Here is a 15660-nt window from a genome sequence, read left to right as displayed (position 1 = left end):
AGCTTGAAGCTGGAAGAAAAATCCTTAAACCGATGTTGGGATTGGGTTACTTCCAGCTTTTAGCTTCCAGGAGCGAAGCGACGCTCTTCCAGCTAAGTAGCCGGGCTCCGCCCGGCTACTTGGCCTTCAGCTTCTCCTTGAATCGGACATGCATCAGCAGCCCAAGCGTGAGGGTAATCAGGGTAAACATCCAGAAGTAGCTGGTACTGGTACCGTGCACCACTTGGTAGCCTTCGAAGAAGCCGAGACGCAGCAGTTCGAGGCCATGCACGATGGGGTTGTACATCAGATACTCGAGCAGCCAGTGAGGCAACTGGTTGAGCGGGAAGATGACCCCGGAGAGGATCAGCAGCGGCATGTTGACCATCTTGATGACCGTGCCTACCTCGGGCACCAGGGTGCCGGCCACCGAGGTGATCAGCCCCAAGCCAAGACCCAGGCACCATAGCGAGATCCACCAGATCATGGCCCTGATGGCGTTATCGGGGTTCATGTCGACGCCAACCATCAACCCGCCGACGATAAAGATCAGGAAGATGAAGGTGCGCAGCATGCCCTCGAGGAAGTGGCGCACCAGCACCGGGTCGAAGGGTTGCACCTGGCGGTAGGCGAACAGCGCGCTGTTGGCATCCACTGCGCCCAGGCCGCGCATCATGCCCTCGCGCACCAGAAAGAAGCCCATCAGGCCGATGATCATCCAGGGGATGAACTCGGCGTTGACGATGAAGCGGTCCACCCCCCGGATATAGGTACGAATACCTACCATGATCAGGGTGAAGGCCAGCGGCTCGAAGATCATCCAGAACCAGCCCATGCGGTCGGCCATGGTGCGCGAGATTGCCTCGCGCATGAACATGGCGTACCAGACGCTGCGGGTTACCTGCCACGGCGTGCGGGAGTTGTGCTGATCTGTGGGCATGATCGCGCTCGTTTCCCCGTTAAATATCCAGCGCCACCTTGGTGGCCACCGCGATCTGGTAGAGGATCTGGGTCAGGCTCTTGGTGAGCTGCAGGTTGTGCGTGGGCGCCTTGGGCATCACCAGGATTTCATCGCCGGGATGGAGCCTTGCACTGCTCGCGCTGACCACGGCGCCGTTCTGGCGTACCAGCAGGATATTGTCGTCGTCAGCGCGCTGGGTAAAGCCGCCGGCGCCGTCAACGTAGTCCTCGACGCTCATGCCCGGACGATAGACCACGGCCTGGGGCACGACCACTTCCCCGCTGATGAGCAGCGAGTCGCTTTCTTCGGGAATCGTGACGGTATCGCCGTCGCGCAGGCGAATATCGGCAATTCTGCCGTCGTGGGCCACCACCAGCCGGCCGCTGGGCTCAAGCTCCCGGGCGCGCTTGATGAAGTCCTGAATCAGTTCGGCTTCCCGGGCGCGCACCTGAGCTTCTTCATCGGTGCTTGAGGGCGCGCCGAGGTAGGTGGTTTCCAGGCGCCGGAGGCTGTCTTCCAGCGACTCCGCCTGCTGTTTTTTCACGCTTTCGCGCTGCAGGGATATGTTGTTGACTGCGGTCATGTCCTTGGGCACGGCAACGGCGTCCAGCAGCTCGCCCAGACGGGCGTTGCGCGGCAAAGCATAGCGCGACGGCCCGAGGTAGCTGCCCTCAAGCTCGACCACGATAGTTTCGTTGCGCTCGTCGGCGCTGAACATGACTTCATCGCCGCTTTGCACCGTCTGGTTACTGAAACGCGGGAGCGGAAAGTATTCGGCAATGGGGCCGCCGCTACGGCTGCCGCGTAGCAGCACGTGGGATACACCGCTTTCCAGCCGGGCAAGTTCAACAAGCCGGGAGCCGCTCAGCGCGCTGCCTTCCAGCTCATAGCGGTACTCCTGGCGCACGTCACCGGTCACGGCAATAGCCGGCCCACGCTCTTCCACCACGATGGTATCGCCGTCCTGGAACTGGATTTGCTGGATGTCACCGCTGAGCAGAAAATCGTAGAGATCCACCGTGGCGATAACGCGACCGCCGCGCTTGACATGCACCTTGCGATAGCTGCCCAGGTCCTGATCGATGCCGTTGGCCTGATCGAGGAAATACAGCAGAGAGTCGCTTGGCGTACCGGCGTAGCGGCCGGGGTTTTCCACGTAGCCGGTAACATAGACGGCAACCGGCTGCACGCCCTGCAGGTTGGTGTATACCTGCACCTGCTCGGGGTACATCGAGGTAATGGCCTGGCGTACGCTGGAATCGACCTGGGCGCTATTCTGCCCTTCGATATCCAACGGCCCGTAGCCGGGGATGAAGATGTTGCCCTGAACGTCAACCGGCAGGGCGCGATCCAGGCTCACCGCACCCCAGGCCCTGACGGTGACCTGATCGCCGGGTTTAACGCGATAGCGCGGATTCATGCCGTCCCCCATGGCGCCGCGGAATCCGCCTTCAAACAGATTGGCGCCAAACGGCTGCAGGCTGTCAATCAGCTCGTCCTGCTTCTCCTGGGAGACCGGGCCGTAAGTCCCGCTCCGCCAGTCAGCCCTGGGCTCGTCGGCCTCGCCCTGTTGGTTACGCTCGCGGTCCTGCCTGGCACTGCTGGCCTGGCCGGTGCTATCGCGCTCGGACTCCTGGGGCACAATGCTGTCGGGGAGGCTTAGCGTCTGGGCGCTTGCCGTGACAGGCAGCAGCGCGCAGCCCAGGGCAATAACGGCCAGCCGCGCGGCGGCCTGACACGCCTTACCCGCCGGCCGGCGATGGGGAGCGTGCCTCGTCGAAACTCTGGATAAACGCGATATCATTTACAGGCGCCCCTCTGCCGTTTGCGTGACCAGGCGCTGCTCTACCCAGCCGTTGTCCGTGCGACATACCAGCGCTTTGCGTGTTTCCCGGGATGGCGTCACGATGCGTAATTTGCGGCACTCGCGGCCGCTGGCGGCAAAATAGCGCGACTCGGCCACCACTTCCACGTTGTTGCCCCAGGGGCTGGTCGCCACGGTCACGGCGCTGTCGCCCGGTGTTTGGTCAAGAAAACCGTTGAGCGTAGCGTTTTCGATCGGCCGGGCGCCGTCGTGACTTAGCACGTAGCCGCGATCACCGCCCGATGCGCCGTAAGGCCCCTGGGCACAGCCGGTCAGCAGTACGCCGGCGGCCAGCACGCTAGCCATACGGTAAACGATCAGGCGCACGCTCAGGCGGCGCGTCGGTGAAGACATTAGATTATGTTTGAACATGCGGGGGATTCCATCAAAAAGGCACGCTACCGCCCGGGGATTGTACCGGGCGCATTCCCTTGCCCTACCGATATGACGATGTTTGGCTGAAAAAAGGCTGCAATGTACTACATTCAGTTACCGACGTCTTCCTCCCGAAAACGCCCGCACGTAGTGTATGGGCATAGGCGAGTGAATGCTACATCTATGGCAAGGGGTAAAGTAATGAGCGATGCGGCCATACGGCCATGAGGCGCATTCACTCACCCGCTGCGAAACATGCGATGAAACCCGCCTGGCGCTGCGTTATGATGACCTTCTGGTTTATTTCTGTTTGCCCTTCGTTACGAGGTTTAGCGCCGATGTTTAGCCGCAGCATGACCATTGCCGGGTTTGATGACGCCCTTTACGACGCCATGCAAAAAGAAGTGCAGCGTCAGGAAGATCACATTGAACTGATCGCCTCTGAAAACTACGCAAGCCCCAGGGTGATGGAAGCCCAGGGCACGCAGCTGACCAACAAGTACGCCGAAGGCTATCCGGGCAAGCGTTACTACGGCGGCTGCGAGTTTGTGGATATCGCCGAGAGCCTGGCCATTGACTATGCCAAGGAGCTTTTTGGCGCGACCTACGTCAACGTCCAGCCGCACTCCGGCTCTCAGGCGAACGGCGCGGTGTTCCAGGCGCTGGCCAAACCCGGCGATACCATCCTTGGCATGAGTCTCGATGCCGGCGGCCACCTGACCCACGGGGCCGGGCCCAACTTCTCCGGCAAGCATTACAACGCCGTTCAGTACGGCCTCGATGAGCAAGGTCTGATCGACTACGACCAGGTGGCCGAGCTTGCTCGGGAGCATAAGCCGAAGCTGATCATCGCCGGTTTCTCGGCCTATTCCCACGTGATTGACTGGGCGCGCTTTCGCCAGATCGCCGATGAAGTGGGCGCCTACTTCCTGGCGGACATGGCCCACGTCGCCGGGCTGGTCGCCACCGGCCTCTACGCAAGTCCGCTACCCCACGCCCACGTCGTCACCTCGACCACGCACAAGACCCTGCGCGGCCCCCGGGGCGGTATCATCCTTTCCGCCGAAAACGACGAAACCATGGAGAAAAAGCTCCAGTCGGCCGTCTTCCCCGGCGGCCAGGGCGGCCCGCTCATGCACGTTATCGCCGCCAAGGCGATCTGCTTCAAGGAAGCCATGGCGCCGGAGTTCAAGGCCTACCAGGAGCAGGTGGTCAGAAACGCCCGGGCCATGGCCGACGTGTTCATTGAGCGCGGTTTTGACATCGTCTCCGGCGGCACCGAGGATCACCTCTTCCTGCTGTCGCTGATCAAGCAGGGCGTCACCGGCAAGGACGCCGACGCGGCCCTTGGCCGGGCCAACATCACGGTCAACAAGAACGCCGTGCCCGGCGACCCGCAAAGCCCCTTTGTCACCTCGGGCCTGCGCATCGGCACCCCGGCGGTCACCACCCGCGGTTTCACCACCGACGAATGCCGCCGTCTGGCTGGCTGGATCTGCGACGTGCTCGACGTCCTCGCCAACGGCGACGACACCGCCACGATTGAAGCCAGCGTAAAGGAACAGGTCGCCGAGCTGTGCGCGCAGTTCCCGGTGTATACAGACTGAGAGCAATGCTCACCGCGCCCCTGCCCTGCAGGGGCGAAGCACTTTGCTTCCTGCATCATGGCGAACGGATCACTTTACTTCCCGGGTCGTGGCGAACGGAGCACTTTACTTCCCAGTCATTGCGAGCGCAGCGTGGCACTCCCTGTGTCATGGCGAGCGAAGCGTGGCCATCTCGGGTTTCGTTGCCGGCGGCGCCGCATGAGATCGCCACGTCGCTGCGCTCCTCGCGATGACAGTAGTGGGCAAGGCGCACACGCCGTCTGTGTCATGGCGAGCGAAGCACTTACTTCCTGCGTCATGGCGAGCGCAGCGTGGCCATCTCGGGTTTCGTTGCCAGCGGCGCAGCATGAGATCGCCACGTCGCTGCGCTCCTCGCGATGACAGTAGTGGGTATGCGCTCCTCGCGATGACGATAGCGGGAAAGGCGCACACGCCGTCTGTGTCATGGCGAGCGAAGCACTTACTCCCTGCGTCATGGCGAGCGCAGCGTGGCACTCCCTGTGTCATGGCGAGCGAAGCGTGGCCATCTCGTTCTTTCCGGCCGCTCACAAAAAGCAGATCGCCACGTCGCTGCGCTCCTCGCGATGACAGTAGTGGGTATGCGCTCCTCGCGATGACGGTAGTGGGTATGCGCTCCTCGCGATGACGGTAGTGGGTATGCGCTCCTCGCGATGACGGTAGCGGGCAAGGCGCACACGCCGTCTATATCAGGCCGCAGGACTACCGCTCTTTTGAAGCTAAATAATACGGGAGGAAAAACTGGCGCCCCTACCAGGATTCGAACCTGGGGCCTTCCCCTTAGGAGGGGGACGCTCTATCCGGCTGAGCTATAGGGGCAAACGGGCAGGTGCTTGAAAAAGCGCGGGCAGTATAACGCCACCGGCGGCGCGCGCCAACCGCTGAGGGCGGTTTCTTATACCCAGCCGGCAAGCTGCAGGGTAAAAATGCCGAGGGTGACGGTCACGCTTGCGGCCAGGGTGGTCATGGCGATGATGTTGGCGGCAAGCGGGGCATTGCCGCCCAGCGCCCTGGCCATAACGAAGCTGCCGGTGGCCGTAGGCGCGGCGAAGTACAAAAACAAAAGGCCCAGCTCGCGACCGTGAAACCCGCTTGCCAGCGCGGCAAGTGTGGCCAGCGCCGGCAGCCAGAGCATCTTGAACAGGCTGGCGCTCACGGCGCTGCGCCCGCTGGTGCGCAGCGCGGCCAGGGAAAGCGTACCGCCAATGCAGATCAGCGCCAGCGGTAGCGTGAGCGAGGCGAACAAGTCGCCGGTGTGCATCACCCAGCCGGGCAGCGTGATATCCAGCGCGGCAAACGGCAGCGCCGCGATCACGGCGATGATCAGCGGATTGGTGGCAATGTTGCGCCCAAGGGTGGTGGCGCTGCCGGTAGGCCCGGGCTGATGCACGATCAGAGCAACCACCGACAGGCTGTTGTAGAGCACGATCACCAGGCCAAGCAGCACGCTGCCGGCCGACAGGCCGTAGTCGCCGTACATGGCATGAGCCAGCGCCAGCCCCACAATGCCGCAGTTGCCGCGAAACGCCCCCTGAATATAGGTGCCTCGGTCAGAGGGCGGCACGCGGTAGCGCGCCCACCCCCAGCAGAGGGCAAACTGCACCAGGGTCGCCAGGGCAAAAAAGCCCAGCAGCGGCAAGTTAAGCGCCTCGCCAAGGTCGGCGCGAATCAGGCTGAGAAACACCAGCGCCGGCAGCGTGGCCTTGAAAATCAGCGACGAGGCGGTCGCTACAAAGGCCGCGTCGATCCAGCCGATGCGCCTTAGCCCCATGCCCACAAACACCATGACGAAAACCGGCAGCGTCACCTCAAGCGTGCGGGTCAATATCTCCAGCAGCGGCATCAGTCGGGCTGCCCCGGCCGGTCGTCACCGTCGGGCATGCTGACAATCAGGGCGTTACGCCCCAGGGCCTTGGCCTCATAGCTGGCGGCGTCCGCCCGGGCAAGCGCTTTTTTTACCTCCTGGTCGCCGGGGCTGAAGGCGGTGACGCCCATGCTCAGCGTCACGCGGAACTCCCGGCCCTGGGCGGACACGGCAATATCGGCAACGGCCTGGCGCAGGGACTCAGCTATGGGCTGCGCCTGGGCGAGCGTACAGCTGGGTAGCAGCACGGCAAACTCATCGCCACCCGGGCGAGCAGCGTAATCGCTTCGGCGTACCTTACGGTTCAATACCAGGGCAATGCGGCGCAGCATCTCATCGCCCAGGGCGTGGCCGCCCTGGTCATTGATAGGCTTGAAATGGTCAAGGTCAAACATCAGCAGCGCCGAAGGCGTGGCGGTTTTCTTGTATTCGGCAAAGGCTTCGTCCAGCCGACGCTCGAATCCGCGGCGGTTCAGCAAGCCGGTGAGCGGGTCGTGCTCGGCCTCCCAGCGCGCCAGCGCTTCCTGTTCGCGGCTTTGGGTAATATCTTTCATGGTGCCCACCAGGTCCAGCGACTGCGCACCCCGGGAAAGCACCACAAACCGGGAATGAATTTCCAGCCAGAGTATGATGCCGTCCGAGCGAATAAAGCGCAGCTGAAGCACAAAGTCGTTGCGCGTCGCCAGGCTGTCGCGCCACATGTCGACAATACCGTCGCGGTCATCGGGGTGAACATGGTCGAGCCAGCGGGCCGTCGTCAGGGTGGCGGTAAAGCCCAGCATCGCCAGCAGAGCGGGGTTCATATAGGTGATGTCGCCGTCGAGGTTGGCCACGAACATACCCTCGGGCGTGGCGTTGAGCATCTCGTCAAGAAAGGCCCCGCGCTCCTTCAGGCTATGCAGCAGCGTCTTGCGCTCGGCCTCGACCTGGTTGAACGTGCAGGCAAGGTCCTGAAACTCCACCGCCCCGCCGGCGAGATCGATGCGCTCGCGGCGCTCCTGGCCGACTTCGCCAATCTGCTTTTGCAGGTGCCGCAAGGGCTTCAGCATATGCCCCAGTACCCACCACAGCAGCGGCAGCATGCAGAGCCCCATTAGTACCCAGACCCACCATAGCTGGCGGATAAAACCGGCAAGCGGCGCCTGAACCTGGTCAAGAATCGTAAAGCGCCCCACTATCCAGCTGGCCGGCCATACCTGCTCGTAGAGCTGCAGCCCCTTTTTGCCGTTAAAAAGCTCGCCGACGGCTTCGCCCTCCCAGCCGTGCATAGCACTGACAAGCTCGGGATTATCGACAAGGGTATCGACGCTCGCCATGATGTTGTCGTGCTCGGGGTGGTAAAGCACCTTGCCCGACGCGGTGAAGACCGCCACGTAGCTGCCGTGACTCACCTGCCTGGCCAGGCGAGTAAAGAGCCCGCCGCTGTCCAGGCTCATGAAGCCGCCGACCATGCCGGCAAAGTTACCGCCGGCGTCCCGGCGCGGCACGCCGATCAGCACCAGAGGCACCCGACTAGCCCGGCCGATAAAAGGCTCGCTGACGTAAGGATAGCCGGTGCCCTTGACCATGCGGAAGAATTCGCGGTGGTTGATATTAAAATCGCGACGCGCGGCGAGCACCGGCCAGTCGGCCACCAGATTGCCCTCGGCATCGCTGATCACCAGCCCTTCGAACCACTCAAGCAGCGCCTCGTTGTGCCGCAGCCGGCGCTTCAGCGAGTCCGTGGTATCCGGCGTGTCGGCCACCTCGGCCAGGTGCTCAAGGGCACTGATGCGCGAGTTGACCTGCTGCGTGATTTCATCGGCCAGCATGGCGGTTTCGTAGCGCAGGTGCGCGACGCTGGTTTCCTGGGCCATGTGTTTGCCCAGGTACCAGGCGATGCTTAACACCAGCGCCACGACAATCAGCCAGGTACAGGCAAGGCCGAACAGCATCCGCCCCCGAAGCGAGCCAAACGCCCTGGCGGCTTTCAGCCGCCTAATGGCAGGCCGCCATGGCGTATTGAATCCCCATCCCGGCAAACGCACCCCATCCTGGTCAGTCGAGCTGGCGCACCTTGAGCTCGTAGTTGTTCACGCCGCTTCTGGCGCCGCTGAACTTCTGCCCCTTGACGCGGACGCGGTACTCGCCCGGCGCCAGCTCGGTACGCAGGTCGACATCGCCGTCGAAGCCTTCGCCGGCGTCCCTGGCGACCACGTTGCCGTCGCTATCCAGCACTTCGGCTTCGATGCGGTAGCTGCCTTCGTTGCCGGGAAAGGTCGAGGTCGTGACGGCCACGGTGCCCTTCTCCAGCACTTCAAAGGTCATGACCTCGCCGCTGGCACGGATTTTGACGTCGGCGACGACCTCTTCAAAGCCCTGCTGCCGCGATGCCTGAGCCGTCTGATCGGCGCCGGTATCCGGGGCCTTGCCCGCCTCGCTCTGATTTTGCGCGGCCGGCGCGCTCGTGCCTGCCTCGGCTTCAGCGCTGGCCGCTGCCGGCGCTTCTGCCCGGGGCGAGCGCGACGACGGCGGCGCTACCGCGGCCACTGCGCCTGGGCGGCGCACCATGGCGGTTTTACTGCCGCCGGGCCGGCCGCCGGAAAAGGCGATGCCCTCGCCGCGGGATACGCCGCCGGCCACGTCAGTACCCTCTACCGTCACGTAGAAGCTGTTGCCCTCGGCGTTGCCGCTGGAGCCAAACTTGTGGCCCTCGACCCGCAGCGTGTAGTCACCCTTTTCCAGCCGCTGGGTAAGCGTAAGCCCGCCGGCGTTGCCCAGCCCTTTATCGCGCGCGACCACGCTGCCGCTGTCGTCCAGCAGCGTCGCGGAGATGCGGTAGTCGGTGGTCTCGCCGCCCGGCACGTGGCTGGCAAACGTATAGGTGCCGTCTTTTTCCACGGTGAAGTCGTGCTCGTGGGCCCGCCCGTAGAAAAAGCTGCGGCTGCGGGCGTCGTTGTCGGCCTTCAGGTAGCCCGTCAGGTCTATCTGCTTGCCTTCTTCGCGGAAGCGCTCCTGCACGTCGCTGGCAAGGGCCGGGGTGCTGGCCACGCCGAGGCCCAGCGCCAGCGTGATGATAACTGCGGGTTTCATGGGCGGTACTCGCTTGTCGGGTAACGGAAAAGAAAACGTTCGGCTTAACCTAACAAAAAAAGCCGGCCCTCGGGGGCCGGCTTTGCTTTTTTAAACCCTGGGTTTAAACCCAAGGGGCTTTCTATCATCGATAGTGCCGCCCCTGCTACCGGGTTCAGGGAAGCGATTTAGAACAGGTAAACCGCACCTACGGCAACGCCGTCGTCTTCATCGTCGTTGCGATCGTACAGGGCGCCTTCAACGAAGGTGTACATCGCGTCGGAGACGTTGTAGGTCGCGCCGAGAACGACTTCGTTGTAGCTTTCGTCTTCGCGCTCGCTGGGCCAGTCGCCGTGCGTAGTGGCGTCCTTGAACGTATCGGTGAAGCTGTCGCCGCCGACGTCAACGTACTGGTAGGCGCCGTAGATGTCGCCCATGCCGTAGCCGTAGCGCGCGCCCAGGCCGTAGTAGTTGGTGTCGGCCTGAAGGTCGTTGCCAGCCTCGAAGCGCTCGAGCTTCAGCGCCATGCGCAGGGTGTCGACGGTGTACTGGGCGGTAATGCCGTACTGCTCGCCGGCGTCAAAATCGCCGCTAACGTCATTGCCGTTGGTGTCTTTGCCAGCGTAGGTACCGTCGTTGTTGTTGAGGTCGTCGTAGACCGCGGCGATGGAGAAGGCACCGGCGGTGTACTTGGCGCCGCCGAAGAAGGAAGCGCTGCTGCTGCTGTCATCGCTAATGGTTGCTTTAGCATCCCCATTAAAGTCGAATTCTTTATTGCCACGATCTTCAGCGTCGCCTTCGTACTGGGTGCCCACGGCGAACTGGAAGCCGTTGAACGACGGCGAGGTGTAGGTCACCTTGTCGCCTTCGCGGTTTTCGAGACCCGCGATGCGGCCGTTGGAGTCGGATACGTCGAAGTATTCGTTGTTGGTGATCGGGTCCTGGATCCAGTCGTCGATCAGCGGATCCCAGGAGCCCACGCGCAGGTCACCGAAGTTGCCCTTCAGGCCCAGGTAGGCCTGGTCGCCGTCGGTCAGACCGTTGCCCGGCCCTTTGGCTTCGTCGGCCTCGTGCTCGAACTCGGCCTTGAAGTAGCCCTGGAGATCGCGGGTGATCAGGTGCTCACCGGCGAAGCCCACGGTAGAGCCGTTGTCGAACAGCTCGTCGTTGGATTCGACGCTGCCGTCGTCCTGGCGGGTTTCGATGTCCTTGTAGGCAAGCTGGATGTTGCCGTAGAGGTCGAGTTTGGTGCCGTCTTCGTTGTAGATGGTGGCAGCCTGGGCGCCGGCAGAAACGAAGGCAGCACCCGCGATAGCAGTCGCCAAGAGTGTCTTTTTCATGGGATCAGTTCCTTAACTAGCCTACTGTTTTGATCGTCTATGGGCGCTTGGCCCGCTACTGGCTTGAAAGCATGCTGTTCTTTTATTTCCGCCGCGTCGCAACGCCGGAATACGTCATGTTTTTGCTCAAGCCTGGTGATATTCCAATGCTCGCAGGAAGAACTCTATACCGGGTTTCGCGGGAACGCAATAGAAAAAAACACTGTTTTCTTATGATTTGCCTACTTCCTACGGAACCCGCGGCCGCTTTTCTTTGTCTCATGCGCGCCTAATACCTCACCCCCGCCCGCCAAAGCGGCGCTGCAGGCTAGCGAGCTTTTCTTCCAGGCTCGGCTCTTTTTTTGCCGGCTGCGACATTTTGTCGTTTTGTGGCGCTGCCGCCCCGCCTTGCTTTTTGCCGGCCGGGGCGTCGGCCCTGGCGGCCTTGCCCTTGTGCGGGCGGCGAGGTTTTCCCCCGGGCGCCCCGGCGTTCCCCCGGCGGGCTTTCGCCTCTGCCCACCGGCGGTATTTTTCCTGCGCGGTCCGGGCCGCGGTGGCGTCCACCGTGCCGGCGGGGTTGCCGTCAAGGTCGATACGCGGCGCGCCTTCCTTCAGCGCCCTGGCGTAGCGGGGGCGATTGACGTAGCCGGCGAGCGCTCGGCGGATCAGCTTGTTGGACCAGGGCTCCCGGGCGGCCAGGTCGTGATGAATGCCCACCTTCAGCGGGCGGACCTCGGCGGCGGCAAACGCCTCGGGGTAGCGCGACTGCCACTGCTTGAGCAGCGCCTGGGGCGCCGGCGGCGTTTCCTCGGTGGCGGCGTTCTTTTCCGCAGCGGCTACCGCTGCCGAGCCCTCTGCTTCGCCCGGCACTGACGTTTCTTCCGCCGCTGCGGCTTCTTCCGTTGCCGAGCTTTCTTTTGCCGCCGACGTTGCTTTCGTCGCCGTTGCTTCCGTCGCCGCTGAAGGGGCCGCCGCTTCGTTGAGCTCGCCGGTATCGGCCGTCGGGCGCTGCGCCAGGCGGCTTTTCAGACGCCGGTTTTCGTCGCGCAGCGTCGAAAGCTCGGCCCGGGCCTCCCCCAGCCGAGCCTCCAGATCGTCCAGCAGATGCGTCACGCGTTCAGGCATCCGTCGCTTCCTCTTTGTTCTTGAGCCGTTCGTGGGTCGTGTCACTCGTGTGGGCGCCGTTGCACGGCATTTTTGCTACTTTCCCTACTGCTTTCTCAAATGCCAAATCTGCCCGGCTGCTATCCATTCTCCTGCGACTCTGCCCGGCGCTGATATACCACAAAAGCATAGTCGGGCTGGCCCTTTGCTGCCGCGCCGGCGTCGCGCCGGGTTTCCTGCCACTGCGCCGGGTCAACGGCGGGAAAGTGCGTGTCACCCTCGATGTCGATGTCCACTTCGGTGAGGTAGAGCCGCTGGGCGTAGGGCATCGCCAGGGCGTAGATTTCACCGCCGCCCATGACCATGATCTCGTCGGCCGCCTCGACGGTGGCGTAGCGGTCGGCCAGCGCCAGCGCATCCGCCAGGCTGTGGCACACCTCAACGCCGGAGTGGGCAAACGCCGTATCCCGAGTAATAACGATATTGCGCCGGCCGGGCAGCGGCCAGCCAATGGAGTCAAACGTCTTGCGCCCCATCACCAGCGGCTTGGCCTGGGTTATGCGCTTGAAGAACTTAAGGTCCTCGGGCAGATGCCAGGGCAGCTCGCCGCCTACGCCGATGACGCGGTTGCGCGACATCGCGGCGATCATCGCCACGGGGACCAGCGGCGCCGGGTCCGGGTTTGTCAGCGCAGCACCTTGACTGTTCCGGGAATTCATACGGCTACCTGTGCCTTGATGGGCGGATGGGCATCGTAGCCCTCCAGCTGAATATCATCGAAGGTAAAAGCCAAAAGATCGTCCACTTCCGGCGTCAGCGCAAGCCGGGGCGGCGCCTTGGGCGTGCGCGCGAGCTGCTCCCGGGCCTGCTCCAGGTGGTTATCGTAGAGGTGGGCATCGCCCAGGGTGTGGATAAACTCCCCCGGCTCAAGCCCCACCACCTGCGCCACCATGCTTAACAGTAAAGCGTAGCTGGCGATGTTGAACGGCACGCCGAGGAAGATATCCGCGCTGCGCTGGTAAAGCTGGCACGACAGCCGGCCGGCCGCCACGTAAAACTGGAACAGGCAGTGGCACGGCGGCAGCTGCATTTCGTCGACCTGGGCCGGGTTCCACGCCGAGACGATGAGCCGGCGGGACTGGGGGTTATGGCGGATCTGCTCCACCACCCGGCGTATCTGGTCCACGTGGCCGCCGTCCGGGCGCGGCCAGCTGCGCCACTGGTAGCCGTAAATCGGGCCGAGATCGCCGTTGTCATCGGCCCACTCGTTCCAGATGCGCACGCCGTTGTCCTGCAGGTAGGCGATGTTGGTGTCGCCGCTCAAAAACCACAAAAGTTCGTGGATGATCGAGCGCAGGTGCAGCTTTTTGGTGGTCACCAGCGGAAATCCGCGGGCGAGATCAAAGCGCATCTGGTGGCCGAACACCGAGCGCGTGCCCGTGCCCGTGCGGTCGTCGCGGTCGGTGCCGGTCTCCAGCACATGGCGCATCAGGTCGAGATAGGGTTGCTCAAGAGAGGGCTGTTCGAGGGCCGGCTGGTTGGCGGACACAAGGCGCTCCTGTTGACAAAGACGAGTGACAAAGACGAGTGACAAAGACGAGTTAGCGGTACGCCGTGCCGGGCCGTTACGGCAGGCGCGCGTCCACCGGCTGCTGGCGCGACCAGGCCACCAGCAGGAGGCCAAAGGCCATCATCGGCAGCGTAAGCAGCTGGCCCATGGTCAGCCAGCCGAAGGCGATAAAGCCGATATGCGCGTCCGGCAAGCGGACAAACTCCACCGCGAAGCGAAAGACGCCGTAACCGATGAGAAACAGCCCCGACACCAGCCCGCGGCGGCGCGGTTTGGCCGAAACCCACCACAGCAGCGCAAACAGCACCGCGCCTTCCAGCAGCGCCTCGTAAAGCGCCGAAGGGTGGCGCGGCTGCCCGTCGGTGCCGGGAAACGGCATGCCCCAGGGAAGCGCGGTCACGCGCCCCGGCAGCTCGTGGTTGATGAAGTTGCCGATGCGCCCGGCACCCAGGCCGATGGGCACCAAGGGGGCAATAAAGTCGGTCAGAGTAAAAAACGCCAGCTGCTTTTTACGCGCAAACCAGCCGGCCGCCAGCAGCACGCCAATCAGCCCGCCGTGAAAGCTCATGCCGCCGTCCCAGACGCGGAAAATCCACAGCGGATCGGCGGCCCACTGGCCCAGGCCGTAAAACAGCGCGTAGCCCAGCCGGCCGCCGAGCACCACGCCCAGCGCGGCGTAGAACAGCAGGTCGCTGACGTCATCGCGAGTCAGGCCAAAGCGCGGCGCCCGGCGCCCGCCCAGCCACCAGGCGGCAACAAAGCCGATCACATACATCAGCCCGTACCAGTGCACCTGCAGCGGCCCGAGCGATACGGCAACGGGGTCAATATCGGGGTAGGCAATCATACGAATCTCGAGCAGCAAACAGGGAAGGAAATCACGGGCGTTAACTCATGATAAAGCGCACGCCGACCACGATCAGCAGGACGGCAAAGGCGTAGCGCATTATCCGCGCGGGCAATACGTGGGCGAGCTTCACGCCCACCCGGGCGAAGGGCACGCTTGCCAGCACCACGCCGAAAAACGCCGGCCACATGACAAACCCGGTGGCGGCATCGGGCAGCAGCGGGTTGCCCCAGCCCACGACGATGAACGTCAGCGCCCCGGCCAGGGCAATGGGCAGCCCGCAGGCGGCCGAGGTGCCCACGGCCCGGGTCATGCTCGCGCCGCAGCGCGAAAGCCAGGGCACGCTGAGCGTACCGCCGCCGATGCCGAACAGCGCCGAAATACCGCCGATGACCACACCGGCCACGCCCATGGCGAGACTTCCCGGCGGCGTACTGCCGGGCTTGGGCGCCAGCCCCAGCAGCATCCTGATGGCCACCAGCACCACGAACGCGCCGAACAGCGTGCCCAGCACGGTGGCCGAGAGCCCGCCGGCGACGAAGACCCCGAGCACCGCGCCCAGCACCAGCCCCGGCAGCAGCACCTTGAGCCAGGGCAGGTGAATGCTGCCCCTATGCCAGTGGCCGTACGCCGACGACGCTCCGGTAACCACAATGGTGGCAAGCGAGGTGCCCACGGCCAGATGCACCACTACGTCGGGGGCGATGCCCTGCAAGCCGAAGGCAAACACCAGCGCGGGCACGATGATGATACCGCCGCCCACGCCGAACAGGCCGGCGAGCGTACCGGCCGCCGCGCCCAGCGCCAGATACCCCAGCAGGGTCAAGGCAATACTCATGGCACAGGGGCCTCCTCTGTTACGCTGTCGAGCATGTGATGATCCATCAATAGAAACGCCGGGGGATGCCGCGCCGCCCGGCGTTGGGCCGGCCAGTGTACCCGGCTCCCGAAGGGCTGTCACGATGCCCCAACAAGGCAGTGCTAGGGTGTGTTAACAATCATTAGTTTCGTTTAAACTGATTTAGTATTCATAGATTTTGGTGGGCCATGAGTCGGTTGAAGTTACGCGATGATCAGTGGGAGCGAATCGAGCACCTGCTC

13 protein-coding genes and 1 tRNA gene are annotated in these 15660 nt (G+C 63.4%); 1 reads left to right on the top strand and 13 read right to left on the bottom strand.

What is annotated here, in order from left to right:
* Window positions 1–115 precede the first annotated feature (115 nt).
* From RS027_RS11310 to RS027_RS11300, 3 genes are read right to left on the bottom strand one after another with little or no spacing between them, the layout of a single operon-like run.
* Window positions 116–919: an ABC transporter permease gene (locus RS027_RS11310; RefSeq protein WP_311956940.1), complete on the bottom strand. Its 804-nt coding sequence runs from the start codon at window positions 917–919 to the stop codon at window positions 116–118.
* Between the two features lie 19 nt (window positions 920–938).
* Window positions 939–2744 (bottom strand): polysaccharide biosynthesis/export family protein, encoded by a 1806-nt coding sequence (locus RS027_RS11305; protein WP_311956938.1) that lies wholly within the window; start codon window positions 2742–2744, stop codon window positions 939–941.
* Entirely contained in the window at window positions 2745–3176 is a 432-nt protein-coding gene (locus tag RS027_RS11300) for an RT0821/Lpp0805 family surface protein (RefSeq protein WP_311956936.1), read from the bottom strand.
* A gap of 341 nt (window positions 3177–3517) precedes the next feature.
* On the opposite strand from RS027_RS11300, the gene glyA reads away from it, so the two are divergent.
* Window positions 3518–4786 carry a serine hydroxymethyltransferase gene (gene glyA, locus RS027_RS11295; RefSeq protein ID WP_311956934.1) on the top strand — a complete coding sequence of 423 codons (1269 nt, stop codon included), beginning with the start codon at window positions 3518–3520 and terminating at the stop codon, window positions 4784–4786.
* Window positions 4787–5546: 760 nt separating this feature from the next.
* Here the strand turns inward: glyA and RS027_RS11290 are convergent.
* The 10 genes from RS027_RS11290 to RS027_RS11245 form a co-directional block, all read right to left on the bottom strand.
* Window positions 5547–5623 (bottom strand) — tRNA-Arg (locus RS027_RS11290).
* A gap of 76 nt (window positions 5624–5699) precedes the next feature.
* Entirely contained in the window at window positions 5700–6647 is a 948-nt protein-coding gene (locus RS027_RS11285; RefSeq protein WP_311956932.1) for an AEC family transporter, read from the bottom strand.
* A complete protein-coding gene (locus RS027_RS11280; RefSeq protein WP_311956931.1) occupies window positions 6647–8602 on the bottom strand; it encodes a diguanylate cyclase in 1956 nt (651 codons plus the stop codon). The genes RS027_RS11285 and RS027_RS11280 overlap by 1 nt, the downstream gene beginning before the upstream one ends.
* 103 nt (window positions 8603–8705) lie before the next feature.
* On the bottom strand, window positions 8706–9740 hold the full coding sequence (locus RS027_RS11275; protein ID WP_311956929.1) for a hypothetical protein: 1035 nt from the start codon (window positions 9738–9740) through the stop codon (window positions 8706–8708).
* Between the two features lie 167 nt (window positions 9741–9907).
* Window positions 9908–11059, bottom strand: a complete 1152-nt coding sequence (locus RS027_RS11270; protein ID WP_311956928.1) for a porin — start codon at window positions 11057–11059, stop codon at window positions 9908–9910.
* A 276-nt stretch (window positions 11060–11335) separates the two neighbouring features.
* Window positions 11336–12163 carry a ProQ/FINO family protein gene (locus RS027_RS11265; protein ID WP_311956927.1) on the bottom strand — a complete coding sequence of 276 codons (828 nt, stop codon included), beginning with the start codon at window positions 12161–12163 and terminating at the stop codon, window positions 11336–11338.
* 119 nt (window positions 12164–12282) lie between these two features.
* A complete protein-coding gene (locus RS027_RS11260) occupies window positions 12283–12861 on the bottom strand; it encodes a dihydrofolate reductase (protein WP_311956926.1) in 579 nt (192 codons plus the stop codon).
* Window positions 12858–13631: a thymidylate synthase gene (locus RS027_RS11255; protein ID WP_311956993.1), complete on the bottom strand. Its 774-nt coding sequence runs from the start codon at window positions 13629–13631 to the stop codon at window positions 12858–12860. Before RS027_RS11255 ends, RS027_RS11260 begins: the two co-directional genes overlap by 4 nt.
* Before the next feature lie 136 nt (window positions 13632–13767).
* Window positions 13768–14559: a prolipoprotein diacylglyceryl transferase gene (gene lgt / locus RS027_RS11250; protein WP_311956924.1), complete on the bottom strand. Its 792-nt coding sequence runs from the start codon at window positions 14557–14559 to the stop codon at window positions 13768–13770.
* A gap of 40 nt (window positions 14560–14599) precedes the next feature.
* A complete protein-coding gene (locus RS027_RS11245; RefSeq protein ID WP_311956923.1) occupies window positions 14600–15397 on the bottom strand; it encodes a sulfite exporter TauE/SafE family protein in 798 nt (265 codons plus the stop codon).
* Between the last annotated feature and the right edge of the window lie 263 nt (window positions 15398–15660).

Origin of the sequence: Halomonas garicola (genome assembly GCF_031935715.1) — a bacterium.
In the GTDB taxonomy this organism is placed as follows: domain Bacteria; phylum Pseudomonadota; class Gammaproteobacteria; order Pseudomonadales; family Halomonadaceae; genus Vreelandella; species Vreelandella garicola.
The sequence above is the reverse complement of the archived record's forward strand: the minus strand, read 5'-3'. Positions and strand labels throughout refer to the sequence as shown.